21 protein-coding genes are annotated in these 26928 nt (G+C 68.9%); 13 read left to right on the top strand and 8 right to left on the bottom strand.

The annotated features are described in order from the left end of the window. Window positions 1-570 carry a DUF3043 domain-containing protein gene (locus BLW00_RS08385; RefSeq protein ID WP_092552278.1) on the top strand — a complete coding sequence of 190 codons (570 nt, stop codon included), beginning with the start codon at window positions 1-3 and terminating at the stop codon, window positions 568-570. 21 nt (window positions 571-591) lie between these two features. Here the strand turns inward: BLW00_RS08385 and BLW00_RS08380 are convergent, their stop codons facing one another. Together BLW00_RS08380 and nrdR are read right to left on the bottom strand one after the other, a co-directional pair. Continuing rightward, the gene (locus tag BLW00_RS08380) at window positions 592-1638 is read right to left on the bottom strand and encodes a quinone-dependent dihydroorotate dehydrogenase (protein ID WP_092552275.1); all 1047 of its coding nucleotides are present in this window, start codon (window positions 1636-1638) and stop codon (window positions 592-594) included. A gap of 4 nt (window positions 1639-1642) precedes the next feature. Next, the gene (nrdR, locus tag BLW00_RS08375) at window positions 1643-2137 is read right to left on the bottom strand and encodes a transcriptional regulator NrdR (protein WP_092554590.1); all 495 of its coding nucleotides are present in this window, start codon (window positions 2135-2137) and stop codon (window positions 1643-1645) included. Between the two features lie 86 nt (window positions 2138-2223). Here nrdR and BLW00_RS08370 point away from each other — a divergent pair, with 86 nt between their 5' ends. Further along, window positions 2224-3861, top strand: a complete 1638-nt coding sequence (locus BLW00_RS08370; protein WP_245741466.1) for an FAD-dependent oxidoreductase — start codon at window positions 2224-2226, stop codon at window positions 3859-3861. A 307-nt stretch (window positions 3862-4168) separates the two neighbouring features. Here BLW00_RS08370 and BLW00_RS08365 read toward each other — a convergent pair whose 3' ends face one another. Beyond that, window positions 4169-4873, bottom strand: a complete 705-nt coding sequence (locus BLW00_RS08365; RefSeq protein ID WP_092552269.1) for an IclR family transcriptional regulator — start codon at window positions 4871-4873, stop codon at window positions 4169-4171. Window positions 4874-5084: 211 nt separating this feature from the next. Between BLW00_RS08365 and BLW00_RS08360 the strand changes: the two genes are divergently transcribed. From BLW00_RS08360 to BLW00_RS08335, 6 genes are read left to right on the top strand one after another with little or no spacing between them, the layout of a single operon-like run. Beyond that, window positions 5085-5594, top strand: a complete 510-nt coding sequence (locus BLW00_RS08360; protein WP_092552266.1) for a cucumopine synthase-related protein — start codon at window positions 5085-5087, stop codon at window positions 5592-5594. A 30-nt stretch (window positions 5595-5624) separates the two neighbouring features. Continuing rightward, window positions 5625-6089 (top strand): hypothetical protein, encoded by a 465-nt coding sequence (locus tag BLW00_RS08355; protein WP_092552263.1) that lies wholly within the window; start codon window positions 5625-5627, stop codon window positions 6087-6089. A 37-nt stretch (window positions 6090-6126) separates the two neighbouring features. Further along, window positions 6127-7677, top strand: a complete 1551-nt coding sequence (locus BLW00_RS08350) for an ABC transporter substrate-binding protein (RefSeq protein WP_092552260.1) — start codon at window positions 6127-6129, stop codon at window positions 7675-7677. Beyond that, window positions 7677-8666 (top strand): ABC transporter permease, encoded by a 990-nt coding sequence (locus tag BLW00_RS08345; protein ID WP_092552257.1) that lies wholly within the window; start codon window positions 7677-7679, stop codon window positions 8664-8666. The genes BLW00_RS08350 and BLW00_RS08345 overlap by 1 nt, the downstream gene beginning before the upstream one ends. Then, window positions 8663-9535 (top strand): ABC transporter permease, encoded by an 873-nt coding sequence (locus tag BLW00_RS08340; RefSeq protein WP_092552254.1) that lies wholly within the window; start codon window positions 8663-8665, stop codon window positions 9533-9535. Before BLW00_RS08345 ends, BLW00_RS08340 begins: the two co-directional genes overlap by 4 nt. Then, window positions 9532-11121, top strand: coding sequence for an ABC transporter ATP-binding protein (locus BLW00_RS08335; protein ID WP_092552251.1), 1590 nt, complete (start codon window positions 9532-9534; stop codon window positions 11119-11121). The genes BLW00_RS08340 and BLW00_RS08335 overlap by 4 nt, the downstream gene beginning before the upstream one ends. On the opposite strand, the gene hisD is transcribed toward BLW00_RS08335, so the two are convergent. Next, window positions 11099-12406 carry a histidinol dehydrogenase gene (hisD, locus tag BLW00_RS08330; RefSeq protein ID WP_092552248.1) on the bottom strand — a complete coding sequence of 436 codons (1308 nt, stop codon included), beginning with the start codon at window positions 12404-12406 and terminating at the stop codon, window positions 11099-11101. The genes BLW00_RS08335 and hisD overlap by 23 nt on opposite strands. Before the next feature lie 167 nt (window positions 12407-12573). Then, a complete protein-coding gene (locus BLW00_RS08325) occupies window positions 12574-13560 on the bottom strand; it encodes an SDR family oxidoreductase (RefSeq protein WP_092552245.1) in 987 nt (328 codons plus the stop codon). Window positions 13561-13702: 142 nt separating this feature from the next. On the opposite strand from BLW00_RS08325, the gene BLW00_RS08320 reads away from it, so the two are divergent. Next, window positions 13703-14548, top strand: a complete 846-nt coding sequence (locus BLW00_RS08320) for a helix-turn-helix transcriptional regulator (RefSeq protein WP_092552242.1) — start codon at window positions 13703-13705, stop codon at window positions 14546-14548. 33 nt (window positions 14549-14581) lie between these two features. Here BLW00_RS08320 and BLW00_RS08315 read toward each other — a convergent pair whose 3' ends face one another. Both BLW00_RS08315 and BLW00_RS08310 read right to left on the bottom strand, forming a co-directional pair. Next, complete coding sequence (locus tag BLW00_RS08315; RefSeq protein WP_092552239.1) at window positions 14582-16453, bottom strand: alkyl/aryl-sulfatase; 1872 nt, start codon at window positions 16451-16453, stop codon at window positions 14582-14584. A gap of 46 nt (window positions 16454-16499) precedes the next feature. Further along, the gene (locus BLW00_RS08310) at window positions 16500-17237 is read right to left on the bottom strand and encodes a TetR/AcrR family transcriptional regulator (protein WP_092552236.1); all 738 of its coding nucleotides are present in this window, start codon (window positions 17235-17237) and stop codon (window positions 16500-16502) included. A 91-nt stretch (window positions 17238-17328) separates the two neighbouring features. Here BLW00_RS08310 and BLW00_RS08305 point away from each other — a divergent pair, with 91 nt between their 5' ends. Next, window positions 17329-18180: an NmrA family NAD(P)-binding protein gene (locus BLW00_RS08305; RefSeq protein ID WP_092552233.1), complete on the top strand. Its 852-nt coding sequence runs from the start codon at window positions 17329-17331 to the stop codon at window positions 18178-18180. Window positions 18181-18211: 31 nt separating this feature from the next. Here the strand turns inward: BLW00_RS08305 and dnaE are convergent, their stop codons facing one another. Next, window positions 18212-21673: a DNA polymerase III subunit alpha gene (gene dnaE, locus BLW00_RS08300; RefSeq protein ID WP_245741552.1), complete on the bottom strand. Its 3462-nt coding sequence runs from the start codon at window positions 21671-21673 to the stop codon at window positions 18212-18214. 259 nt (window positions 21674-21932) lie between these two features. Here dnaE and BLW00_RS08295 point away from each other — a divergent pair, with 259 nt between their 5' ends. The 3 genes from BLW00_RS08295 to cydB all read left to right on the top strand — a co-directional run. Continuing rightward, the gene (locus BLW00_RS08295) at window positions 21933-24641 is read left to right on the top strand and encodes an Ig-like domain-containing protein (RefSeq protein WP_092552227.1); all 2709 of its coding nucleotides are present in this window, start codon (window positions 21933-21935) and stop codon (window positions 24639-24641) included. A 157-nt stretch (window positions 24642-24798) separates the two neighbouring features. Next, window positions 24799-26232 (top strand): cytochrome ubiquinol oxidase subunit I, encoded by a 1434-nt coding sequence (locus BLW00_RS08290; RefSeq protein ID WP_092552224.1) that lies wholly within the window; start codon window positions 24799-24801, stop codon window positions 26230-26232. A gap of 8 nt (window positions 26233-26240) precedes the next feature. After that, window positions 26241-26928: cytochrome d ubiquinol oxidase subunit II (cydB, locus tag BLW00_RS08285; protein ID WP_139256664.1), on the top strand; the 688-nt coding region annotated here is incomplete at its 3' end.

Here is a 26928-nt window from a genome sequence, read left to right as displayed (position 1 = left end):
GTGGCAAAGAAATCCAGCACGACCGAAGCGCCCATCGAAGCTCCTGTGGAGGAGCAGACGGGCAAGGGTCACGCGACCCCCACCCGCAAGGAGCGCGAGGCGGCCAACAAGCGACCCCTCGTTCCCTCCGACCGCAAGGAGGCGGGCCGCGACTACAAGCGTCGTCAGCAGGAGATGCGCGACAAGGCGCGCGTGGGCATGGCCAACGGAGACGAGAAGTACCTCCCCGCTCGCGACAAGGGGGTCCAGCGGCGCTACGTGCGCGACTACGTGGATGCCCGTTTCAACCTGGGCGAGTTCCTCATCCCGGTGATGTTCGTCGTCATCCTGCTCACCCTGGTGCCGATGCCCGAGATGCAGGCCGCCGTGATGCTCGGTCTCTACGCCTTCGTGGTGATCGTGATCGGCGACAGCCTGTTCCTCGGGATGCGGCTGATGAAGAAGATGCGCGAGAAGTTCGGCGCCGACAAGGTGGAGAAGGTGCGCTGGTACGCCACGATGCGCGCCCTGCAGTTCCGCCGCCTGCGCCTGCCGAAGCCGCAGGTCAAGCGCGGCCAGTACCCGAGCTGAGACCCGCCCGGTTCGCCGGGCTCACTCCCCCTGTCGGGTCTTGCGGAGGCGCGCGAGGCCGATGTTGATGCTGCGCGCCCAGAGCGGCCCGCGATAGAGGAACGCCGTGTAACCCTGCACCAGCGTGGCCCCCGCGGCCAGCCGCTGGTCGACGTCGTAGGCGGTGTCGACTCCGCCCACCGAGATCACGCAGAGTTCGGCGGGCACGGCCGACCGGATGAGTTTCAGCACCTCGAGCGAGCGGGCCACGAGCGGCGCGCCTGACAGCCCGCCGGCACCGGCCGCCTCGACCACGGCCGCATCCGTCTTCAGACCCTCCCGGGAGATGGTGGTGTTCGTGGCGATGATGCCGTCGAGACCCAGCGACACCGCGAGCCGCGAGATGGCCAGCACCTCGTCGTCGGTGAGATCGGGAGCGATCTTCACGAGCAGGGGGGTCGCTCCCGCCTCGGCCTTCACGGCGGAGAGCAGGGGCGAGAGCTTCTCGAGTTCCTGGAGGCCCCGTAGTCCGGGCGTGTTGGGCGAGCTGACGTTCACCACGAGGTAGTCGGCCATCGGGGCGAGGGCGCGGGCGCTCTGCCGGTAGTCGTCGATCGCGTCATCCACCTCGACCACACGGCTCTTGCCGATGTTCACACCGATGACGGGTCGCGGATGCGTGAGCGACCGCACGCGGGCCAGTCGCAGCGACGCGGCGGCGGCTCCGGCGTTGTTGAAGCCCATGCGGTTGATGACGGCTCGATCCGGGATCAACCGGAACAACCGGGGCCGCGGGTTGCCGGGTTGCGGCCGCGCGGTGATGGTGCCCACCTCGACGTGGCCGAAGCCGAGCGCACCGAATCCGCGGATGGCCTTGCCGTCTTTGTCGAAACCGGCCGCGAGCCCGAACGGAGTCGGGAAGTGCAGGCCGAGCGTGTGCACCGAGAGGTCGACCGGGCTCGTCGTGAATCGCGACACGATTCCGTCGAGCTTGAAGAACGGGATGGCCCGGATGACGTCGAAGGCGAGGTGATGCGCCCGCTCCGGATCGAGCTTCGACAGCACGTGCCGGAAGAGCAGGTCGTACATGCCGTTACTCAGGGGTGCCGGAGCCGTCGGCGGTGACACCGGAGGCAGCCTGGTCGTGCTCCACTCTGAGCAGGGTGATCGCGGCTTCGAAGTCGTCGAGCGAGTCGAAGCCCTGGTAGACGCTGGCGAAGCGGAGGTAGGCCACCTCGTCGAGTTCGCGCAGGGGCTGGAGGATGGCGAGACCGATGTCGTTGGCCTCGATCTGCGCGGCGCCGGAGAGGCGAACCGTCTCCTCCACCCGCTGCGCGAGCACCGCGAGGTCGCTGTCGGTGACGGGTCGCCCCTGGCAGGCCTTGCGCACGCCGGACACGATCTTCTCGCGGCTGAACGGCTCGACGACGCCGGATCGCTTGATGACGCTGAGCGACGCGGTCTCGGTGGTGCTGAAACGGCGGCCGCAATCGGGGCACTGGCGGCGCCGGCGGATGGCCAGACCGTCGTCGGTCGTGCGCGAGTCGACGACGCGGGAGTCGGGGTAGCGGCAATAAGGGCAGTACATGGCGATCTCCATGGTATCGGCTCATCGCGTGGTCCTGGTCGGCCGAAGACATCCCTCCGACGTCCGCGTTCACTAGCATGTCAAGCATGTCAGCCATGGAAGAACCCGCCGCCTTGGACCCCGTGCAGCAGCCCGAACTCACCGACGAGCAATGGACGCGCCTGCTCGCGTTCGGCACCGAGCACGACGTCGCCGCGGGCGACTACCTCTTCCGTTCGGGCGATCGCGACTACGACCTCATCCTGGTGGAGTCGGGCGAGGTCGAAGTGGTGCGGGATTCCCTGGGCTGGGTCGACGAGACCCTCATTGCCCGGATGGGGCCGCGCTCGTTCGTGGGCGAGCTCGGACTGCTGAACGGCCAGGGCGCCTTTCTCTCCGCCCGCGCGAGCAAGGCCGGGAGCATCCTCCGGGTGTCGCGCACCGCCGTGCGCACCCTCATGGATGACGACGACGAGCTCGGGGACATCGTGCTCCATGCCCTGTGGGCACGGCGCGAGAACCTCCGCCGCGGACCGGCCGCGCTCACCCTCAAGTTCGTCGGCAGAGGCGCAGACCGCGACTTCCTGGCCCTCCGCCGCTTCGCCGAGCGACTCGATCTCGTGCACGTCGCGGCCGAGCTCCCGCCCGGCGAGCTGGGCGCCCTCGCGGGCCACGACATCCAGGCCGACGACCTGCCGGTCGCCTTCATCCAGGGCGAACCGATCACCCGCGCCACGCCGGGGATCGTCTCGGAGCGGTTGGGGCTGAGCTATCGGGCGCAGGCCGACGAGATCGCCGACCTCGTGGTGATCGGCGGCGGGCCGGCCGGACTCGCAGCGGCGATCTACGGCGCATCCGAGGGTCTCAGCACGGTGCTCGTCGACGCGATCGCCCCTGGCGGCCAGGCGGCGGCGACCTCGCGCATCGAGAACTTCCTGGGGTTCCCCTTCGGGGTGAGCGGCCGCGATCTGATCGGACAGGCCTGCCTGCAGGCGCTCAAATTCGGGGTGCGGGTCTACGCGCCCTGCGAGGCGGTGAGTCTCGACAGCAGTGGCGACGTGCTCGAGGTCACGCTGGCCGACGGCGCGGTCATCCGGGCCCGCACGGCGATCGTGACGGCGGGAGCCGCCTACCGCACCCTCGATCTCGATCGCTGGGAGGAGTTCGAACGCGCCGGCATCTACTACGCGGCGACCCAGCTCGAGTTGCGGCAGGTGAGCGACTCCCCCGTCGTGGTGGTCGGTGGGGCCAACTCGGCCGGACAGGCCTCCCTCTATCTCGCGGCGAACGGATGCTCGGTGCACCTGGTCGTGCGCGGCACCGACCTCGGGAGCCGGATGTCGGCCTACCTCGTCGACCGGCTCACGGAGGAGTCACGGGTGCAGGTGCACACCGGCTCGCGGGTGATCGGGCTCGAGGGCGGCGACTCGCTCGAACGGGTGCGCATCGACAGCGTGGGCGACGTGGATGCGCGTGGCCTGTTCTGCTTCATCGGCGCCGATCCGGCCACGACCTGGCTGACGACCCTCGACCGCGACGGCGACGGGTTTCTGCGAACCGGCGCCGATCTCGCCGCCCAATCGCTCGCCTGGCAGAACCTCGGGCGCGAGCCGTTGCCGTTCGAGACGTCGATTCCGCGGGTCTTCGCCGCCGGCGACGTGCGCCGCGGCTCGATGAAGCGCGTCGCGGCCGCGGTCGGCGAGGGCTCGAGCGCGGTGGCGTCGGTGCACCGGGCGCTGCTTTAGCTGCCGTGGACGCCGTGCTTCGCGCGGCGTCCACGGGCGTCGCCGGTCCCTGCCCGGCGCCGCGCGACATGTTCGCGTGCGGTCGCAAAGCGGCCGCGCGCTCACCCTGGGTCATCGAAAGAGGCCTGTCACTTTCGTATCCCATTCCCAACACCGGGGAAACGAGATCGCAGGCCGCGGGCCGCGCTTAGACGACACAGGGTGAGGCCGAGGCCGCGGTAGCGACCTCAGCCGAACATGTCGCGGAGCGCCGGGCAAGGACCGGCGCGACCTGAGGACGCCGCGCGCAGCACGGCGCCCGAGGCAGCTAAACAGGAAAGAAGCCCCGCTGGCGGAGATCGGACAGCTTCGCGCCCAGGGCCTCCGACATCTGGGCGGCGTGCACGAGGAGCAGACGGCCGAAGCGCTCGAGGTCGTCGTAGCTCGTGCGGTAGCGCGGCGCACTGATGCTGATGACCCCGAGGATGGTGCCGCGGTGGCCGAACACCGGCACCGCCACCGCGTCGACCTCGTTCTCCTCGCGGCTGGAGATGGCGTAGCCGCCCGCGAGCACCTCGCCCGAGAGAGCCTGGCCCATCGCGGTGTCGTGACGCGGGATCGTGCGGCCCGTCCAGCCTCCCGCCCGCACCAGCTGGGCGTCGGGCGACACCTGCCGCAGGTAGAGCACCTCGTCGTCGCCGACCGCGCTGCCGAGCGAGGCCGTCTCCTGCGTCGACTCGGCCAGCTGGTCGAGGTGCGGCCCGGCCAGCTCGTAGAGCGGATCGTCGCGCAGGGCCTCCGCGGCGAGCTGCTTCATCCGCGGCCCGGCGCCGTAGTTGCCGTCTTCCGACCGCGCGATGAGACCGTGCGCCATGAGCGTGGCGAGCAGGCGCGAGGCTGTGGCCGGCGAGAGGTCGACCGCGCGCGCGATCTCGGAGAGCGAGTTGCGGTTGCTCCCCGACAGCACGTTCGCGAACAACGACAAAGCCCTGTCCACCGTTCTGGTCGACGGCTTCACCTCGTCTTCCGACATCCTTCACCCCTCATCGACTGACTTTTCTTTTCATTGTATGAGCAAATGTTTCAATTCTGTTACCGCTGAATGAAAATGGCTTGCATCTAGTGACAAACTCGCGGTCGAAGTTCTATCGTCGGCTGTGAGGCGCCGCCACGGCGGAGTCGCAGGAACCTCCGACGAGAAAGGCTGGAATCCAGTGGTCGCACAGGCAGAAGTACGCAGAGAAGTGGGAACGATCGACGACGTGATCGCCGAGATCGACGCAGCACGCGAGGCGATCTGGGAGAAGCCCCCGCAGGAGGTGCTCGACCTCTCGGTCGGCAAGGTGCCGCTCGGAACCGGCGCGAAGAACAACTACCTCTCCACCATGATCTTCGCCGAGAACGAGCTGCGCACGCTCACCGACGAGATCCTCTGGTTCGCCTGGGCCACGGCCACGCGGCATCCGGAGCTCGACCTGAAGACCCTGGTGGCCTACATGGACGAGATGGGCCAGTACAAGGCCAACATGAACATCTACGTCGGCCTCCCCGAGGCGGGCGAGGTGATGAAGCTCTACGTCGGTGGCATCCGCAAAGCCGCGACCATGCAGGAGTTCGCCGACCTCACGCAGTCGATCATGACCTACATGAACCGCCTGCACGGCTGGGTCGACATCGCCTTCCCGTGGGGTCTGGTGGACGGCTTCAAGCGGGTCAACCCCATCCAGCGCATCGCCGACGCCGCGAACGCCTGATCGACCGACGAGACGACAAGGAGAAACACGATGAAGGTCAACTTCAACCTGGCCGGCGAGGACGTCGCCGTGATCGAGATCTGGGAAGACAAGGTGCCGCTGCTGGCGCAGACCATCCGCGAGTCGCTGCCGTTCGCCACCTACCTCCAGCACGGCAAGCTCACCGGCGATCTGCTGCTCATGCAGACCAAATTCCTCTCCGACTGGGAGAACATCTTCTACCCCGAAGACCTCGCCGCCGAGGTCGCGGAGAGCGGCACCGAGATCCGCGGTGCGGTGTCGTACTACGGCCCGCGCCAGCAGATCTCGATCATGTACGGGAACGACATCCCGGCCGAGCCGCTCCCCGTCTCGGCCATCGGCTGGGTCGTCGAAGGCGCCGACCAGCTGGAGCTCATCGGCATGAAGACCTGGCTCGAGCCCGGCACCCGGGTCTGGCTCACCCTGCTCGACGAGACCGACACCCAGACCGACACGGAGTCCGCCGCAGCCTGAAGACCCTGCACCACCCACCCCCTTGGAAGGAGAAGTCATGTTCGGCACCACCCACAGCCCCCGTCCCCGCGGGCTCCGCCGCTCCATCCCGATCGCCGCGGCCGGACTCGGATTCGTGCTCCTGCTCGCAGGCTGCACCACCAGCAGTTCGACCGACGACGACACCTCGTCGGTTCTCACGGTCGGCATCGCGTCGCTCTCGGATGCCGATTCCCTCGACCCGGCCGAAGCCACGACCACCGGCGGCTACGTCATCTCCCGCCAGGTCTTCGACACCCTGACCGAATTCGGCCCCGACGGCAACTGGACACCCCAGCTGGCGACCGCGGTCGAACCGGGCGACACCGCCGACGTCTGGACCGTGACCCTGGCCGACGACGCCACCTGGAGCGACGGCGATCCCGTCACCGCCGACGACGTGGTGGCCACGGTGAAGCGGTGGTTCGCCGAGGAGCTGCCGCCGAGCGGATCGCTCCCCTTCATCGATCCCGACCAGGTGGAGGCCGTCGACGAGCACACGGTGAAGTTCACGCTGCTCTACCCGACGGTGACCTTCCCCGAGGCGTTCACCAGTCCGACGACCGCGATCGTTCCGGCCGACTTCGACCCGGCCAAGCCGATCGGCTCCGGTCCGTTCGTGCTGAGCGACAACGACCCGGGCGTGCAGCTCACCTTCACCGCCAACAAGGACTACTTCCGGGGAGCCCCCGGAGTGGATGAACTCGACGTGGTGAGCTTCGCCGATGCCACCAGCGCGGCATCCGCCCTCACCGCCGGCCAGATCGACGTGGATGCGAGCGTCGACCCGACGATCGTCGACGTGATCGACGGCACCACGGGCTACTCCGTGTTCGACTACGGCACGAGCGGCACGCTCACCTGGGTGATGAACACCCAGCAGGCGCCGTTCGACGACCCGGTCGTGCGTCAGGCCCTCCGCCTCGCGGTCGACCGGCAGCAGCTGATCGACCAGGTCTACAACGGCTACGGCACCCTCGGGAACGACGTCTTCAACCCCTACGACCCGATGTACGACGCCGATCTGCCTCAGCGCGAATACGACCCGGAGGCGGCGAAGGCCATGCTCGAAGCCGCCGGCTACACGCTGCCGCTGGCCGTGAAACTGGTCGGAACCGACAACCAGCCCACCAGCGAGCGCCAGAACGAGGTGCTGGTGCAGCAGGCCGCGGCCGCCGGATTCGACATCCAGTACGAGTTCGTCGACAGCGCCACCTTCTACGGCGACGCCTACGGCACCTATCCGCTGTCGCTCAGCTTCTGGGGCTTCCTCGGCATCTTCGACCAGGCCGCTTTCACCATCACGGCCACCGCCCCGTACAATTCGTCGCACTGGACCGATCCGGAATACGACGCCTTGTTCGACCAGGCCATCCAGACGGTCGACGACACCGAGCGCAAGGATCTCGTGGCACAGATGCAGACGATCGAATACGACAGCGGCCCCTACATCGTGCCGATGTTCCTCGACGCCTTGGTGGGGCTGTCGGACGACGTGAGCGGCGCGACCGCCTATCCCAACTCGGATGGGGCGTTCGGATACAACTTCCGCATCCTGTCGCTGGGCTGATGACGACGAGGGAGAGGGTCGCGACGAGCGACACGGGCCTGATCGCCCGGATGATCCTGCGAAGGGTCGCGATCGGGATCGGCATGCTCGCGGTCGTCTCCCTCCTCGTCTTCTTCGCCACCCAGGCGCTGCCCGGAGACATCGCCCGGCAGCTCCTGGGTCAGACCGCCACTCCGGAACAGCTGGCCCGCATCCGGTCGGAGCTGGGACTCGACCGCCCCGCCATCGTGCAGTATCTCGACTGGGTGTCCGGCCTCGTCACGGGGAACCTCGGCGATTCGCTCGCGTCGGGCACCCCCGTGTCCGAGTTGCTCGCGGTGCGGGTCTCCAACACCGCCGCGCTGGTCGCGATCTCGGCGGCGATCACCCTGCCGTTGGGAGTTCTGCTCGGCACCCTGGCCGCGCGGCGGTCCGGGAGTTGGCAGGACGTCTCGATCTCGAGTCTCATGCAGGGCATCCTCGCGCTGCCGGAGTTCGTCGTGGGCATCGTGCTGGTCGCGGTGTTCGCCGGGCTGTTCGGGCTGGTCCCTCCCACTTCCCCCCTCGATCCGCGGGAGGCCGCCCTCGCGCAGGGCGATCTGCTGGTGCTGCCGGTGGCCACGATGGTGCTGATCGCCACCCCGCACCTCACCGAATCGGTCAAGACCCTGGTGCGCGACCAGTTGGCCGGCGACCACGTGCGCTGGGCGCGGCTCAGCGGCATCCGCGAGTCCCGCATCCTCGGCCGTTACGCGCTGCGGAACGTCGCCGGGCCGAGCGCCCAGGTGGGCGGCGTCACCATCAACTATCTGCTGGGCGGCACCGTGGCCGTCGAGGCCGTCTACTCCTTCCCCGGCATCGGATCGGCGCTCGTCGCCGCGGTCGCCGGGCGCGACATCGTGGTGGTGCAGGCGATCGCCATGGGCGTCGCGACCGTGCTCGTCGTGACGTTCCTCCTCGCCGACCTGATCGGCATACTCACCGACCCCCGACTGAGGAGCACCCGATGACCTCGCTCGACGTGCCCGACATCACGACGCCGATCCACGACCGGCACACCGGATCGCTGCTGCGGGCCATGCTGGTCGACCCGCGGGCCTGGGCCGGCGCCGTGGCCGTCGTCGCGGTCGTCGTGGTGACCCTCCTCGGCCCGCTGATCGCCCCGACTCCGCCCGGCGAATTCGTGGCACGTGCCTACGCCGCGCCCGCTCCCGGTCTTCCGCTCGGTGCCGACAACCTGGGGCGCGACGTGCTCAGCCGGGTTCTGGTGGGCGGGGGCGCGTTTCTCGTCGAGGGCCTGATCGCCGCGGCGCTGGGCATCGGAGTCGGGGTGGTGCTCGGCATGCTGATCGGCATCAGCGGGCGGCGCACCGCCGGGTTCCTGCTCTTCCTCAGCGACAGCGTCATGGTGATCCCGCAGATCCTGCTCGTGCTGATCATCCTCGCCGCCTTCGGGGCGAACCCCGTGACGTTGACGGTGTCGGTCGCCCTCGCCCAGATCGCGTACACGGCCCGCGTGGTGAACGCCGCCACCCAGGGCGTGGTGACGGAGGACTACTTCCGCGCGGCTCGCGCCTCGGGGGCGGGGCGGGCGGGCCTGCTGTTCCGCGAGGTGCTGCCGAACATCATCGGCGTGGTGCTGGTGGAGTTCGGGGTGCGCCTGTCGGTGTGCTTCGTGGCGCTCGCCTCGCTCAGCTACCTGGGGTTCAGCAGCGGGGCCGTGTCGTGGGGCGCGATGATCCATGAGAACCAGGGCGGGATCACGCTTCAACCCCTGGCGGTGTTCGCTCCCGTCATCATGATCGCCGTCTTCCTGCTCGGCATGAACCTCGTGCGCGACGCCCTGGCGCGGGCCGTCGCCGGACGGAGCGCCCGATGAGCGGGCGGATGGGGGGCGGATTCGCGCGTGATCTGACGATCACCGTCGGGCGGCACGGCTCGGTCGTGCTCGACGGCACCGGCATCGAGATCGCTCCGGGTCAGGTGGTGGGGCTCGCCGGCGAGACCGGGAGCGGCAAGAGCACCCTCGGGCTCGCGATGCTCGGGCACCTCGGCCCGGGGCTGATCGCGCAGTCGGGCATCGCGGTGGTGGCCGGTCGCCCGATCCTCGACGCGCACTCTCCCGTCGACCCGGCCCGGCTCCGCGACGAGCGGGGCCGCACCGTGAGCTACGTGCCGCAAGACCCGGGATCCGCCCTCAATCCCGGCATCCGCGTGGGGGTGTCGTTCGCCGAGGTGCTGCGAGCCCACGGCGTGGCGGATGCGGAGGCGCGCTGCGCCGAGCTGTTCGGCGCCGTCGGGTTGCGCGCGGAGGGGCAGTTCGCACGCCGGTACCCGCACGAACTCTCCGGCGGGCAGCAGCAGCGCGTGGCGATCGCGATCGCCTTCGCCCTCGACCCCGCCCTCGTCGTGATGGACGAGCCGACCACCGGCCTCGACGTCACCACCAAGCACCGCGTGGTCGAACTGGTGCGCCGGCTGGCCTCGGAACGGGATGCGGGCGTGCTCTTCATCAGCCACGACCTGCAGCTGCTGCTCGGTCTCACCGACCGCATCGCGGTGATGCACGGCGGCGCGATCGTCGAAGAGGGGAGACCGGATGCGCTGCTCACGAGCGCGACGCATCCGTACACCCGCAAGCTCATCGGATCGCTGCCCTCCGCCTCCGCGCGACCGGAACGGCCGGATCTCGAGTCGGCTCCCGCGGTGTTGGAGGTGAGTGCGGTGTCGGCTCGGCACCGCCGCGTCGAGGTGACCCACGAGGTGAGCTTCTCGGTGCCGCGCGGCGGCTGCCTGGCCATCGTCGGCGAGTCGGGCAGCGGCAAGACCACGACGGCTCGGGCGATCGCCGGCTTGCACGCCGACTTCGGCGGGGCGGTGCGTCTGCACGGCGTCGACCTCGCCCACGACGTGAGCGCGCGCACCCAGGCGCAGCGCCGCGACATCCAATACGTCTTCCAGAATCCGTGGGGGTCGCTCAATCCGCGGCGGCGGATCGGCGCCTCGATCGCGATCGTGGCCCGGCGGCTGCGGGGTCTCGGCCGCGCCGAGGCCGAAGAGGCGGCGGTGCGCGCGCTGGAGGCGGTGGGCCTGCGCGCCGACCACGCCGTCGCCCTGCCCCAGCGGCTCTCCGGCGGGCAGCGTCAGCGCGCCGCTCTCGCGCGGGCTCTCGTGGCCCGGCCCGAGGTGCTGGTGTGCGACGAGATCACGAGCTCGCTCGATCTCTCGGTGCAGGCCGAGGTGGTGGCGCTGCTGTCGAACCTGCAGGAGGAGTTCGGCATGGCGATGGTGTTCATCACCCACGACCTCGCGCTCGCGTCGGAGGTCGCCGGTCAGACCGTGGTGCTGAAAGACGGCTTCGTGGTGGAGCAGGGCCTGACGTCGGCCGTGCTGGCGCGGCCGTCGCACCCCTACACGGCCCAACTCGTGGCGGCCGCCTCGGCTAGCTATCGAAGCGCGCCGTGACCGCTTCGCCGTGGGCCGGGAGGTTCTCGGCCGACGACAGGGCGACGATCCGCGCCGCCACCGCCTCCAGCGCTGCGCGGTCGTAGCGGATGACCTGCTGCGGGCGCAGGAAGGTGTAGGCGCCGAGACCCGACGAGAACCGCGACTGCCCGCCCGTGGGGAGCACGTGGTTCGAGCCGGCGAGGTAGTCGCCGAGGCTCACGGGCGAGTAGGCGCCGAGGAAGATCGCGCCGGCGTCGTGGATGTCGCGGAGCGTGGCATCCGGATCGGCGGTCTGGATCTCGAGGTGCTCTGGGCCGTAGGCGTTGCTGAACGCGGCGGCGACGGCGATCGAGTCGACCAGCACGATGGCCGACTGCGGCCCGTCGAGAGCCACGGCGACGCGCTCGGCGTGCCGCGTGGAGGATGCCGTGGCGGAAAGTTCGACGACGACCGCGTCTGCCAGGGCCGCGGAGTCAGTGACGAGCACCGCGGCGGCGAGCTCGTCGTGCTCGGCCTGGCTCACCAGGTCGGCGGCGACGAACGACGGATCGGCCGAGGCATCCGCGACGATCAGGATCTCCGTGGGTCCGGCCTCGGAGTCGATGCCGACGGTTCCGCGCACCACGCGCTTGGCGGCGGCGACGAAGACATTGCCGGGGCCCGTGATGACGTCGACCGGTTCGAGGCCGATCTCCTCGACGCCGTAGGCGAGGGCGCCGATCGCGCCCGCTCCCCCGATGGCGTAGACCTCGTCGACGCCGAGCAGGCCCGCCGCGCCGAGGATGGTCGGGTGCGCGCGCCCGCCGAACTCCTGCTGCGGAGGCGAGGAGATGGCGATCGAGCCGACACCGGCCAATTGCGCGGGCACGACGTTCATCACGACACTCGAGGGGTAGACCGCCTTGCCGCCGGGAACGTAGAGGCCGACGCGCTGCACCGGGTGCCAGCGCTGCTCCACGACCGCGCCGTCGGCGAGCGTGGTGAGTCGCGCATCCGGGATCTGGGCCGCGGTCGCCTGCCGCACGCGCACGATCGCCTCCTCGAGTGCCGCGCGCACCGCGGGATCGAGCCCGGCGACGGCCTCGACGATGTGCTCGGCCGGCACGCGGACGTGCTCGGGCACGACGCCGTCGAAGCGTTCGGCCTGGTCGCGCAGGGCGACAAGCCCGTCGGTGCGCACCGCCTCCACGATCGCGGCGGCGGCATCGGAGGCCACCGACACGTCGGTGTCGGCGCGCGGCACGACGGCGGCGAGTTCGGAGCGGGACAGGGTGCGGCCGCGGAGGTCAATCGTCTGGATCATGGCCCGTCCAGCCTACCGACCCGGGCTCGACGGCATGGCCCCGCCGTCGCTCCTGCGCTCCGGTGCCCGTCGCGCGATCGGGCGCGTGACAGCCCGTCCAGAACTGCAAACGAGACGCCGACCGACCCCGCATGTGGCGAGGTTCTCGTCACGTTTGCGATTTCGAACTAGGCACGCGGGTCGACGAGGTGCTTCGCCAGGAGGGACTCGGCGGCGGCCAGGATGGCGTCGGCGGCGGGGCGCGGCTCCCAGCCGAGCACACGGTGCGCCTTCTCGTTCGACGTCAGCTTGGGTTGGCCGGGGTCGCCCGGCATCGACTCCGAGGGGACGCGGGCGGCCGCCGCGCCGAGCCGCTCCCGCAGCAGCGCGGCGATCTCCGTCAGGGCCAGCGCGGGCCCGTTCGAGAGCAGGATGCGCTCTCCCGCCGCCCCGCTCGCCGTCATCGCGAGAAGGTGCGCCCTCGCGACGTCGCGCACGTCGACCACCGGAATCCACAGTGGCGGCAGGGCGGGCAGCGCTCCGGCGAGCATCCGCTGCACGATCTGGTTGGCGCCCGATATCTCCGAACCCATCACCGGCCCCATCACGGCGACCGGAAGCATCGTGGTGAGTTCCATCGATCCCCCCTCGGCGGCGATGAAATCCCAGGCGGCGCGCTCGGCGAGGGTCTTGCTCTTGCCATAGGCGTCGACATCCGGCCCGTCGAGAACGGTCCAGTCGTCTTCGGAGAAGACGTGGTCGCTCGGCGGATAGCCCCAGCTCACGGCGTGGAACGCCGAGGTCAGCACGACTCGGCTCACGCCTGCGTCGCGCGCGGCCCGCAGCACCCGGAGGGCGCCGTCGACGGCGGGCCGGATGAGGTCGTCCTCGTTCTCGACGTGACCCGGCTGCACGGGCGACGCCACATGGAGCACGAAATCGACCCCGTCGACGGCTTCGGCCCAGCCGGCGTCGTGCTCGAGGTCGGCGACGACGACGTCGAGCGCCTCCGGATGCGCCAGGCCGGCATCCGCGAGCACGCCACGAACCGCGCTCTCCCGCGCCGCCGAACGCACGGTGGTGCGCACCAGATGGCCTTCTTCGATCAGCTGCAGGATGGTGTGCCCGGCGATGAAACCCGATCCGCCGGTCACGAGAACGCGGTGCTGAGACATGATGGTCGCTCCTTGGTGGGCCGCTCCGGCCCCTCGTCGATGATTCGAGTCTCGGTCGCGGGAACACCGGCAGCCAGTCGTCCCGTTGTCGTAGGACCGGCAGACCCAGGACAACGGCACGGCCGAGGCGCACACTGGAGGCATGGAATCGTGGGAGTTCGGCCGGATGCTGCGCCGCCGTCGCGACGCGGTGGTGCCCGAGTCCGTCGGTCTGCCCACCAGCGGCCGTCGCCGGGCGACCGGGCTGCGCCGTGAGGAGCTCGCCGCGCTCACCGGCATCTCGGCCGATTACCTGACCCGCCTCGAACAGGGTCGTGCGACCTCGCCGTCGGCTCAGGTGGTCGAGGCCCTCGCCCGTGCGCTGCGCCTGGGCGATGCCGATCGCGAGCTCTTCTACCGGTTCGCGGGTCACACCGCGCCCGGTCTCGACGTGGTGCCGACCCGAATCTCCCCCAGCGTGCAGCGCCTGCTGGATCGCTTCGCCAACACACCGCTCGCCGTCTACGACGCCGCCATGACGCTCATCGTGGCGAATCCGCCCTACGAGGCGTTGATGGGCGTGAGCACGAGCGCGCGCGGCATCGAACGCAACGCGATCTGGCGGAACCTCGTCGGGCCGGGCACCCGAACCGTGATGACCGCCGAGGAGAAGCACGCATTCGAGACGGGGCTCGTGGCCGAGCTGCGGTTGACCGCGGCGCGGTATCCCGCGGATCGCTCCCTCAGGCGCCTCATCCGCGAGCTCGCGGCGCTCAGCCCGCGCTTCGCGGCGCTCTGGGAATCGAGTGACACCGCACCACGCCACGATCCGGCGCGGCGCAAGATGATCGATCACCCGGCCGTCGGTCGCATCACACTCGACTGCGACACGCTCGTGGTGGCGGGCGACGACCTCCGGGTCATGATCTACACGGCAGAGCCGGGAACCGAGGATGCCGATCGGCTCGCCTTGGCGGTCGTTCTCGGTACACAGTCCCTGGTCGACTAGTCCCAGGGTCAGCCGGATGCCGCCCCTGGCCGGTTACGGCGTCACGATGTCGAACGACGGATCGCCCCGATCGAGCACACCGAGCAGCGCGGGCAGCACGGTCGCATCACCCGCGATCTCGATACCCGCCGAATCCGTGTCGCCGCCGAGCAGAGCGAGCAGCCGGGCCCTGCTGAGGCCGAGTGTCACCGAGGCGTCCGCCGACGCGGGCTTCTCGATGGCGATGAGCACGCCGTTCCGCAGGGTCACGACGTAATTCGAGCCGAGATCGGTGAAGGTCACGTTGAGCGCCAGGTCCAGGTGCCACGCCTTCGGGCCGTTCACCGAGATCGCGATCAGATCGAACAGCTGCGACGCGGTCAGCTGCGCCACGATCGCGGGCGCTGCCGTGACGGCGGGGCTGCCGAAGTTGCCGTGGCGCAACTCGGTCGCCCCTGAGAGGAAGAAGTTGCGCCAGGTGCCGTTCTCGGCCCCGTAGCCGAGCTGCTCGAGCGTGTCGGCGTAGAGAGCGCGGGCGGGGGCATGGTCGGCGTCGGTGAAGATTGCGTGGTCGAGCAGGGTCGCCGCCCAGCGGAAGTCGCCCTCGTCGAAGGCCGTCTGCGCGAGCTCGACGACGCGGTCGATCCCGCCCATCGCCGCGACGTACCGGCTCGCCTGTTCGGCGGGCGGATGCGGCCACAGCCGCGCCGGGTTGCCGTCGAACCATCCGAGGTAGCGCTGGTAGATGGCTTTCACGTTGTGGCTCACGGACCCGTAGTAGCCGTGGGTGTTCCAGGCCTCGACGAGCGCGGGCGGCAACTCGATCACTTCGGCGATCTCCGCGCCGGTGAAGCCCTGGTTGAGGTGGCGGAGCGTCTGGTCGTGCAGGTAGGCGTAGAGGTCGCGCTGGTTCGTGAGGAACGTCGCGATGCGCTCGGCGCCCCACGTGGGCCAGTGGTGCGAGGCGAACACCACATCCGCGCGATCGCCGAAGGTCTCGATCGCCTCGGTGAGGTAGCTCGACCAGACGTGCGGATCGCGAACGAGGGCGCCGCGCAGGGTCAGCAGGTTGTGCAGGTTGTGGGTGGCGTTCTCGGCCATGCACAGAGCGCGGTAGCGGGGGAAGTAGAAGTGCATCTCCGAGGGGGCCTCGGTGCCGGGCGCCATCTGGAACTCGATCTCCACCCCGTCGACCGTGCGCGTCTCACCCGTGGTGGTGATGTCGACGGTGGGCACGATGAGGCCGAGTTCTCCGCCCGAGGTGGTCTGACCGAGGCCGGCCCCCACCTGTCCCTGCGGGCCGCGGTCGAGGGCGGCGCCGTACATGTAGCCGGCGCGGCGGGACATCGCGGTGCCCGCGTACACGTTCTCCGAGACGGCGTGCTCCACGAAGCCCTCGGGCGCGATCACCTCGATACGCCCGGCATCCGCATCCGCCTGCGAGGCGACGCCGAAGACCCCGCCGAAGTGGTCGACGTGGCTGTGGCTGTAGATGACCGCGACCACCGGGCGGTCGCCGCGATGCTCGCGATACAGTGCGAGCGCGGCGGCCGCGGTCTCGGTGGAGATCAGCGGATCGATCACGATCACACCGGTGTCGCCCTCGACGAAGGTGATGTTGGAGAGGTCGAAGCCGCGCACCTGGTAGATGCCCTCGACCACCTCGAACAGACCCTGCCGGGCCACGAGCTTCGACTGCCGCCAGAGGCTCGGATTGACGGATGTCGGTGCATCGCCGGTGAGAAACGCGTAGCTGTCGATGTCGTAGACGACCCGCCCGTCGGCCGCTCTGATCACGCCCGGATCGAGGGCGGCGATGAAGCCGCGTTCGGCGTCGTCGAAGTCGGCGGTGTCGTCGAAGGGCAGGGATTCGGACAGGGCGGCGTGCGCCTTCTCGATCGCCTCGGTGACGGGCTTGTGGTCCATGGTCGCTCCGCATCCGGGCGGCACCATCGCCGCCGCCTGCCTCCGACTATGCCCCTGCCCGCCGGTCGAGTCCAGAGCCGATGGCCCGGTCGAGCCAGTCGACGAGCAACTGCCGCTCGGCGTCGTTCAGGGCATCGAGGCGTGGCGCGATCGCCCGGAAGGCGATCACGGTCGCGATCGCACCCCCGTCGCCCTGTTCCGGTGCGTCGGTGAGGATCTGCCCCAGCACCGCTTCGTAGAGCTCGTCGGCGAGACCGAGATCGCGCTGCTCGGCCGGTGTGGCCAGCAGCATCAGGACCGCGCCGGTGCCGGCGGCCTGGATGAGCCCGACGGCGCGTTCCTCGCTCACGCGAAGTCGCCCGGTCTCGGCCACCCGGTGCACGCGGGCTTCCAGAACGCGCCGGCCCGAGCGGACCGCCGACGAACTCTGCGCTCGATCCGGGTCGCTCAACAGCCGGAAGAGGTCAGGATTGGCTACGCCGAATTCGAGCTGGGACTGCCATCCGGCCCGGAGATCGACCAGTGGATCGACGCCGTCGACCGATGCCGCCTCGACGACCGCCGCCTTCACGGCGACCAGGCCCGCCATGACGTGCTCGGCCACCGCCTCGAGCAACCCGTTCTTGTCGCCGAACAGGCGATAGATCGTCGGCGCCTGCACGCCCGCTCCGTGCGCGACGCTGCGCGTGGTGACGGCTGCGGTCCCCTGTTCCTGGAGCAGCCGCGCGGCGACCTCGACGATCTTCGCCCGGGTGTCCACTCGACCACTGATCGTCTCGCTCATTTTCCAATGCTAACGCAGAATTGATACCATCGGAATTTCCAGTGATAACCTTTACGTGATTCCATTGCTAACACAGGAGAGGACACGTGTCATGATCATCATCACCGGAGCCACCGGAGCCCTCAACGGCGCCACTGTCGACCATCTGCTCGAGCGGATGCTGGCGAACCACATCGTCGTCGTCGCGCGCGATGTCGCGAGTGCGGAGCGATTCGCCGATCTCGGCGTGACCGTGCGCCACGGCGACTACGCCGATCCCGCGTCGTTGCCGGCCGCCTTCGACGGAGCGTCGCAGCTGCTGCTCGTGTCGTCGAGCGACCCGGCCGCCGACGCGGTGAGCCTGCACCGGGCAGCGATCGATGCGGCCGCCACCGTCGGCGTGGGGCGCATCCTCTACACCAGCCATCAGGGCGCATCCCTCGACACGCCGTTCCGCCCGGCCGTCGATCACGCGATGACCGAGCAGCTGCTCGCCGAATCGGGAATCCCCTGGACGTCGCTGCGCAACGGCTTCTACGCCCACAGCCTCACCTGGCTGGCCGGTCCGTGGCGCGAGACCGGCGTGATCGCCGTGCCGGCCGACGGGCCGGTCTCGTGGACGGCGCGGGAGGATGCGGCCGAGGCGGCTGCGATCATCCTGGAGTCCGACGGCGCCTACGAGGGCCCGGTCACCCTCACCGCCGCGAGCGCTCCGACGTTCGACGAGGTGGCGGTGATGGCAGCGGAGGTCACCGGCAAGACCGTCGAGCACGTGCTCGTGGGCGAGGACGAGTGGATCGCGGCACAGCTCGCCTCGGGTCAGCCGGAGTTCCGGTCGCGCTTTGTCCTCGGCATGTACCAGGCCGCCGGCCAGGGCTTCTTCGCCGGGGTCGATCCGCTGCTCGGCACTCTGCTGGGCCGCGAACCACGCACGGTGCGCGACCTGCTGACGAGCGGCGGGTGACGGCCCGTCTCCGGACCGGCGGCTCCGATCCCTACACGAGGCAGTTGGGCCCGAGCAAGGACTTCAGCTCGCCGTAGAGGTCGGCCGTCACGTTCACGCCGAACGGCACCTCGAAGATGCGCACGTTGTCGTTCTTGATGAGCTTCAACCGCACCTCGGTGTCGCCAGCGTGACGGATGAGCACGTCGTTCAGCGCCTGCACCGTGTCGGTGGTGGCCCGCGTCTCGGCCAGCGAGATCTGCAGCGGGCCCGCCGTGCCCACCTGCCCGAGATCGGGCTGGAACATGCTGAAGGCGTGCAGGTTCATGCCGTCGTCGCGCAGCGACACGCGCCCGCGCACCACCACGATGGTGTCGTTCGTGAGGGCCGGACCGAACTCCTGGTAGGTCTTGCCCATGAACATCGCGGTGATCTCGCCGTTGAAGTCCTCGACCGTGATCATGCCGTACTGGTTGCCCGAGTTCTTGGCCACCCGGTGCTGCACGCTCGTGATGAGCCCGGCCACCGTCACCTGATCGCCGTCTTGCGTGTGCTCGCTCTCGAGCAGATCGAGGATCGAGGTCGACGCGACCTTCGCGAGGGGGATCTCGAGCCCGGCGAGCGGATGATCCGACACGTAGAGCCCCAGCATGTCGCGCTCGAACGCGAGCTTGTCGCGCTTGGCCCATTCGGGTCGCACCGGGATGTCGTGCACCTCTTCGGGCGCATCCCACAGCGAGTCGAAGTCGAAGCCCACCTGGCCGTTGGCCTCGTTGCGCTTCTCCGACACCGCGTTGTCGATCATCGCCTCGTGCACCTCGATGAGGGCGCGGCGGGTCGATCCGAGCGAGTCGAATGCACCCGCTTTGATGAGCGATTCGATGGTGCGCTTGTTCGTGGCCTGCAAAGGGATCTTCTTCAGGAAGTCGCCGAAGGAGGTGAACGTGCCCTTCTCCTCCCGGGCCTGACGGATCAGCTCGACCACGTTCATCCCGACGTTCCGCACCGCACCCATGCCGAAGCGGATGTCGGTGTCGACGGCGGTGAAGAACCCGATCGACTCGTTCACATCCGGTGGCAGCACCTTGATGCCCATGCGGCGGCACTCGCTGAGGTAGAGCGCCATCTTGTCTTTCGAGTCGCCGACGCTCGTGAGCAGCGCCGCCATGTACTCGGCCGGGTAGTGGGCCTTGAGGTAGGCGGTCCAGTAAGAGATGACCCCGTAGGCGGCGGAGTGCGCCTTGTTGAAGGCGTAGTCGGAGAAGGGGAGCAGGATGTCCCACAGCGTCTTGACCGCGGCCTCGGAGTAGCCGTTGTCGTGCATGCCTTTCGAGAAGCCCTCGTACTGCTTGTCGAGTTCGCTCTTCTTCTTCTTACCCATCGCGCGGCGCAGCAGGTCGGCCTGGGCGAGCGTGAAGCCGGCCAGCTTCTGCGCGATCGACATGACCTGCTCTTGGTAGACGATGAGGCCGTAGGTGCCGCCGAGCACTTCGCGCAGCGGCTCTTCGAGCTCGGGGTGGATGGGCGTGATCGGCTGGATGCCGTTCTTGCGCAACGCGTAGTTGGTGTGCGAGTCGGCGCCCATCGGGCCCGGCCGGTAGAGCGCGAGCACGGCCGAGATGTCTTCGAAGTTGTCGGGCTTCATCAGGCGCAGGAGGCCCCGCATCGGCCCGCCGTCGAGCTGGAACACACCCAGGGTGTCGCCGCGGGCGAGCAGGTCGTACGACGCCTTGTCGTCGAGCGCGAGATCTTCGAGCACGAGGTTCTCACCCCGGTTGGAGCGGATGTTGTCGAGCGCGTCGTCGATGATGGTGAGGTTGCGCAGCCCCAGGAAGTCCATCTTGATGAGGCCGAGCGACTCGGCCGCCGGGTAGTCGAACTGGGTGACGATCTGGCCGTCCTGCTCCCGCTTCATGATGGGGATGATGTCGATCAGCGGGTCGCTCGACATGATGACGCCGGCCGCGTGCACGCCCCATTGCCGCTTCAGGTTCTCGATGCCGAGGGCGGTGTCGAAGACCGTGCGGGCCTCCGGGTCCATCTCGATGACCGTGCGGATGTCGACGGCCTCTTTGTAGCGCGGGTGGGCCTTGTCGAAGATGCCGGAGAGCGGGATGTCTTTTCCCATGATGGGCGGCGGCATCGCCTTGGTGAGCTTCTCCCCCATGCTGAACGGGAAGCCGAGCACGCGCCCCGAGTCTTTCAGCGCCTGCTTGGCCTTGATGGTGCCGTAGGTCACGATCTGCGCCACGCGCTCGTCGCCGTACTTCTCCGTGACGTACTTGATGACCTCGCCGCGGCGACGGTCGTCGAAGTCGACGTCGAAGTCGGGCATGCTCACGCGGTCGGGGTTGAGGAACCGCTCGAAGATGAGGCCGTGCACGAGCGGGTCGAGGTCGGTGATCTTCATGGCGTAGGCGGCCATCGACCCGGCACCCGATCCACGACCGGGGCCGACGCGGATGCCGTTGCGCTTCGACCAGTTGATGAAGTCGGCCACCACGAGGAAGTAGCCCGGGAACCCCATGCCCTTGATGACGCCCACCTCGTAGTCGGCGCGCTCGCGCACCTCCTGGGTGATGCCGTTCGGGTAGCGCTCCTTGAGGCCGGCCTCGACCTCCTTCTCGAACCAGGTGGCCTCGGTCTCCCCCTCCGGAACCGGGTAGCGCGGCATGTAGTTGGCGCTGGTGTCGAAGGCGACCTCGCAGCGCTCGGCGATGAGCAGCGTGTTGTCGCAGGCATCCGGGTAGTCGCGGAACAGCTGCCGCATCTCCTGGGCGCTCTTGAGGTAGAACTCGTCGGCGTCGAACTTGAACCGGTTGGGGTCGCTCAGCGTCGAGCCCGACTGCACGCAGAGCAGCGCGGCGTGGGAGGTCGCGTCGTGCGCGTGCGTGTAGTGCAGGTCGTTGGTGGCGACGAGCTTGAGGTCGAGCTGCTTGGCGAGGCGGATGAGGTCGCCCATGATGCGACGCTCGATCTCGAGACCGTGGTCCATGATCTCGCAGAAGAAGTTCTCTTTGCCGAAGATGTCGCGGAAATCGGATGCCGCTTTGACCGCTTCGTCGTATTGCCCGAGTCGCAGGCGCGTCTGGATCTCGCCCGACGGGCATCCGGTGGTCGCGATGAGGCCCTTGCCGTAGGTGGAGAGGAGCTCGCGATCCATGCGCGGCTTGAAGTAGTAGCCCTCGATGCTCGCCTTGCTGCTCAGGCGGAAGAGGTTGTGCATGCCCTCGGTGGTCTCGGAGAGCAGCGTCATGTGGGTGTAGGCACCGGCGCCCGACACGTCGTCGCCCCCGCCGTTGCCCCAGCGCACGCGCGTCTTGTCGCCGCGGTGGGTGCCCGGGGTGAGGTAGGCCTCGGTGCCGATGATCGGTTTGATACCCGCCTCGGTGGCCGTCTTCCAGAAGTCGAAGGCACCGAAGACGTTGCCGTGGTCGGTGACGGCGACGGCCGGCATGCCCTGCTCTTTCGCGGCTTCGATCAGGGGTTTCACCCGGGCCGCGCCGTCGAGCATCGAGTATTCGCTGTGGACGTGCAGGTGCACGAAGGAGTCGTTCGAGGGCACTGATTCTCCGGCTATCTCGGCTTGGGTACCAAGTCTAAACGCCGGGTGCAGGGGTCGGTCGGCGTGTCGCGAGCTTCTCTCCGCCGTCGCGTCTCGAACGACGGCGAGCGCTGCGCCCGTACTGGGGGTGACGCGTGGCGAGGCCTCCTCACTAGAGTGCAGCTGACGAGAGGATCACCCCCGCATGCCGTTTCCCCGAAGGCGGCCGATGAGATCTCGGCGCGTTCCCCTCATCCGTCTCGCCGCGTCCGCCGTGGTCTCGCTGCTGGCCGCGGCCGCGATCCTGGGCTCCGCTGCCCCCGCGACGGCCCTGGGCGACGAGACGCACTGGGAGAACGTGCACCAGATGATCAACCACACGCAGTTCGAGCTGCGGCCGGTCGACCAGTCGAAGACCGAGATGACGGATTGGATCCGCCGCCCGGTGGAGACGATCCCACCCGGCGGAGAAAGCGCCGGCGACATCCGCAGCGCGAGCTTCTCCTACGGCCACGGGCTGGCTCAGATGCTCAGCTACGCCGTCTACGACAACGACACGTATGTAGGGCTGGTGGTCTTCAGCTCGGGAGTCGACTGCACCCGCACGATCAAGGTCTGCCTCGACTTCCACCGGTGGCAGCACACGTACACGAGCCCGCTGGCCGGCGCCTACAGCCAATACGCGCTCGTGGCCGACGCGCTGGACATCGGCACGCCGTACGCCTACGCGGTGCGGACGATCCTGACTCTGCAGCGGATTCCGCATTCCGACGCCGACAGCAGGGTGCCGGATGTCACGGGGCCCGACTCCGATCAGCCCGCCGCCGACCTGCCCGATGCGGGTGACCCGGACCCCGTGACATCCGGCACCCCGCCTCCCGGCACCGGGGGTGTCCCCTGGGCGTGGCGCCAGTTCGTGCAGAACGAGACCCCGTATTCGCTCGAGCTCGGCTACACCTGGCTCTCGGGGCACACGACCACGGCCGGCGTCGATCCACCGCCGACGATCACGAGCGGCCAGACGGCCATCTACTCCTACGCCAATTCGGCGAACTATCACGGACCGCAGATGTTCACGGTCTACAACGCCTACCGGCCGGAGACGAAGGCCTACATCGGTTCGGTGATCGTCGAGGCGCAGACGGACTGCAACGTCGGAGCGAAGGTGCCCGAGGTCCCGAGCTGCATCGAGTACGAGTCGAACTCGTACTCGATCGCCGTGGGCAGCGAGCTGGTGGGCCCGCAGACCTGGGCTCTGAGCTCCCACTCGACCACCTCGGGTGCTCCGCCGATCTACGGATTCGCCACCACCGTCGTGCGGCTCGACCCGGTGCAGCCGACGCCGACGCCGACTCCCACACCGACGCCCACCCCCACCCCGACACCCGACCCTGAGCCCGGAAAGACCGCGACCTCCATCGTGGCGAAGGCACTGACCGACCCGATCCGTTCCGGTTCGCTGTTCCCGTTCTGGGGCTACGTCGGTTTTGCCGACGGCGCGCAGAAGCCCACGGGCACCGTCTCGTTCTACGACGGCGAGACGCTGCTGGGAGTCGGCGACGTGAACCCGGGCGACACGAGCTACAACGCGTCGATCTCTGCGCAGGTCGTGACGCCGGGACAGCATCGCCTGCGGGCCGTCTACTCGGGCGACGACAACTTCGCCGGCAGCGAGGACTTCGAGATCGTCGAGGTCGCGGCGGCTCTGCCGCAGCTGTTCATCCGGTCGAGCGCGAACCCGTCGGCAGCCGGATCGAGCCCCGTGTTTGCGGTGCAGGCCGCCTACGCGGGCGCGGCGACACTGCCCGAGGGCGGCACGGTGCTCGTGACTGACGGCGGCGACAGTTCCAACCGTTTCGAAGGCACCGTGCACGACGGTCTCGTTCTCGGCGCCCTGGCGCGGCCGCTCTCACCCGGAGACCACGAGATCGACGCGAGTTGGAAGGTGGACGGCGTCGTCGTGGCCAGCGCGTTCACGACCCAGACGATCAGCCCGGCGACGGATGCGCTCGGGTCTGTGTTCACGGGCAGCGGTTCGACGTCGATGGGCGGTCTCGAGCCGGCGAGTGGCCCGGCTCCGGCCGTGGGGCCGAGCGCTGATGCGGCCGACCCGGCACCCGCCGACCCGGCCCCGACCGAGAAGCTCGACACGTCGATCGTGGTGCGGCCGGTATCCGATCCCATCCACTCGGGCTCGCTCTTCGAACTCACGGGCTCCCTCACCTACCCGAGCGGCGACCTGAAACCCACGGGAACCGTCGCCTTCTACGACGGCGAGACGCTGCTGGGAAGCGCCGAGGTGCATCCGGGAGTCGCCACCTCCACGGCATCCATCACGACGCAGATCGTTCCGCAGGGCCAGCACCGGCTGCGGGCCATCTACTCGGGCGATGAGAACTTCAGCGGCAGTTTCACCTCCTCCATCGCGACGGTGGACCGACCGATTCCGCAGCTGCTGATCCGGTCGAGCGCGAACCCCTCGCCGAACGGCGCCTCGCCGGTGGTGGCCGTGCAGGCCTTCGTGCCCGGTGGTGCGGCGCTGCCCGAGGGCGGGCGGGTGCTGGTGACGGTGACGGGCGACAGCGCGAATCGCTTCGAGGGGATCGTGCAGAACGGCCTCGTGCTCGGCACGCTCCCTCGGCCCCTGTCGCCCGGCGACCACGAACTCGGCGCCACCTGGCGAGTGGACGGCACCGTCGTGGCGAGCATCTACATGACGCAGTCGGTCGCGGCGGGCCCGGTCACGGTGCCCGACCCTCCGGCGGACCCGCCCGCTCCCCCAGCCGCCGACGCAGCGACTCCGAGCGGCGGCTCCGCCACGCTGGCGGCGACAGGGTCGGATCCAGCCGCAGCCGTCGAGGCGGCGCTCGTCCTCTTCGCGCTCGGCGCCGTGCTCGTAGCCCTCCGCCGACGTCGCTCCACCGGAGCGCGGCGGTAGCCCTGCTCGCGGCTCAGGCGGCCCAGGGACTCGACGATTCCCGCGACGAGGCTATCGGCGCAATTCGTGCATCCGTGTTCCCGGGCGCTCGGGCCCCTCGGACGCCCGTAGGCCTTAAGTCCCGAACGACTCGCGCCGGCCCCGCCAGTCTGGCTTCGTGCACGATCTCCTCGATCCCCTCATCCTGTCCCGGTGGCAGTTCGGTCTCACGACGATCTACCACTTCCTGTTCGTGCCTCTCACGATCGGGCTCGCCACCACCACCGCCGTCTTCCAGACGGCGTGGGTGCGCACGAACAAGGAGAAGTACCTCCGGCTCACCCGGTTCATCGGCAAGCTGTTCCTCATCAACTTCGCCATGGGCGTGGTGACCGGGATCGTGCAGGAGTTCCAGTTCGGCATGAACTGGAGCGACTACTCCCGCTTCGTGGGTGATGTGTTCGGTGCCCCCTTGGCCATGGAGGGGTTGCTGGCCTTCTTCCTCGAAGCGACCTTCATCGGCTTGTGGATCTTCGGGTGGGACAAACTGCCCAAGAAGCTGCACCTCGTCACCATCTGGGTGACGGCGGTCGGATCGATCCTCTCGGCCTACTTCATCATCGCGGCCAACGCGTTCATGCAGAACCCGGTGGGCTACCAGATCAACGAGGCCAAAGGCCGGGCGGAGCTCACCGACATCTGGTCGGTCGTCACCAACAAAGTGGCGCTCGCGGCCTTCCCGCACACGATCGTCGCCTGCTTCATGGTGAGTGCCGCGCTCCTGATCGCCGTGGCGTGCTACCACCTCTACCGCAACCAGCACCTCGACACCATGCGGCCCCTGCTGAAGTTCAGTCTGTGGACGATGGTGGGCGCCGGCATCCTGACCGTGCTCACCGGCGACCAGCTGGGCCTCGCGATGGTGCAGACGCAGCCGATGAAGATGGCGGCCGCCGAAGCGCTCTACACGACCTCGACCGGGGCGGATGCCTCGTTCTCGATCTTCACACTGGGCACCCCCGACGGCACCAGCGAGCTGTTCTCGATCCGCATCCCTTACCTGCTGTCGTTCCTGTCGACGCACACGCTCGACGGCACGGTCGAGGGCATCAACGACCTGCAGGCGCAGTACGTGCAGCTCTACGGCCCGGGCGACTACTCCCCCACGATCTGGGTCACCTACTGGGCGTTCCGCTGGATGATCGGCCTCGGGCTCGTCTCCGTGCTCACGGCGATCGTGGGGCTGTTCCTCACCCGCAAAGGCCGCAGCCCGAAACGGCGGTGGTTGTGGAGAGTGGGAATCTGGGCGTTCCCCTTGCCACTCGCGGCGATGATCATGGGCTGGATCTTCACCGAGATGGGCCGGCAGCCGTGGATCGTGTTCAGCCTGCTGAAGACCTCCGACGCGGTGTCACCCGGCATCACGGGCGTCGACGTGCTGATCTCGCTCATCGTCTTCACGCTGCTCTATGGCGCCCTCGCCGTCGTCGAGTTCGGGCTGATCAAGCGGGCCGCCCAGAAGGGCCCCGAACTCTCACCCGGCGCTGAGGTCGACGACGAGCACACCCCCGCATCCGGCGACGGCCCCGCCGTGCCCTCGACCGTCTATTAGGAGTCATGGTGGATCTGACTGTTCTGTGGTTCTGTATCGTCGGCTTCTTGTTCGTCGGCTACTTCGTGCTCGACGGCTTCGACTTCGGCGTCGGGATGTCGCTGCCCTTCCTCGGCCGTGACGACATCGACCGGCGCGTGCTGATCAATACCATCGGCCCGGTCTGGGACCTCAACGAGACCTGGGTGATCGTGGCGGGGGCGTCGTTGTTCGCTGCCTTCCCGGAGTGGTACGCCACGCTGTTCAGCGGCTTCTACCTGCCGCTGCTGCTCATCCTGGTCGCTCTGATCCTCCGCGGTGTGTCGTTCGAGTACCGGCACCAACGGCCGGAGGCGGCGTGGAAGCGGCGGTTCGACCGGATGATCGTGATCGGCTCCGCCGTGCCCGCCCTGCTCTGGGGGGTCGCCTTCGCCAACATCGTGCGCGGTGTGCCGCTCGACGAGGGTCACAACTACATCGGCACCTTCTTCGACCTGCTGAACCCATACGCCCTGCTGGGCGGACTGACGACGCTGCTGCTGTTCTTCACCCACGGCGTCGTGTTCGTGTCGCTGAAGACCGACGGCGACATCCGGGCCCGCGCACGCAGGCTCGCGACCCGCGCCGGTGTGGTCACCATCGTGGTCGCCGCCGCGTTCCTGCTCTGGACCTCGCTCGCCTACGGCACCCTCGCATCCGTCCTCCTCTCCGCGGTCG

Source organism: Herbiconiux ginsengi, assembly GCF_900107435.1.
Classification (GTDB): Bacteria; Actinomycetota; Actinomycetes; order Actinomycetales; family Microbacteriaceae; genus Herbiconiux; species Herbiconiux ginsengi.
This window is presented reverse-complemented; position numbering and strand designations above follow the sequence as displayed.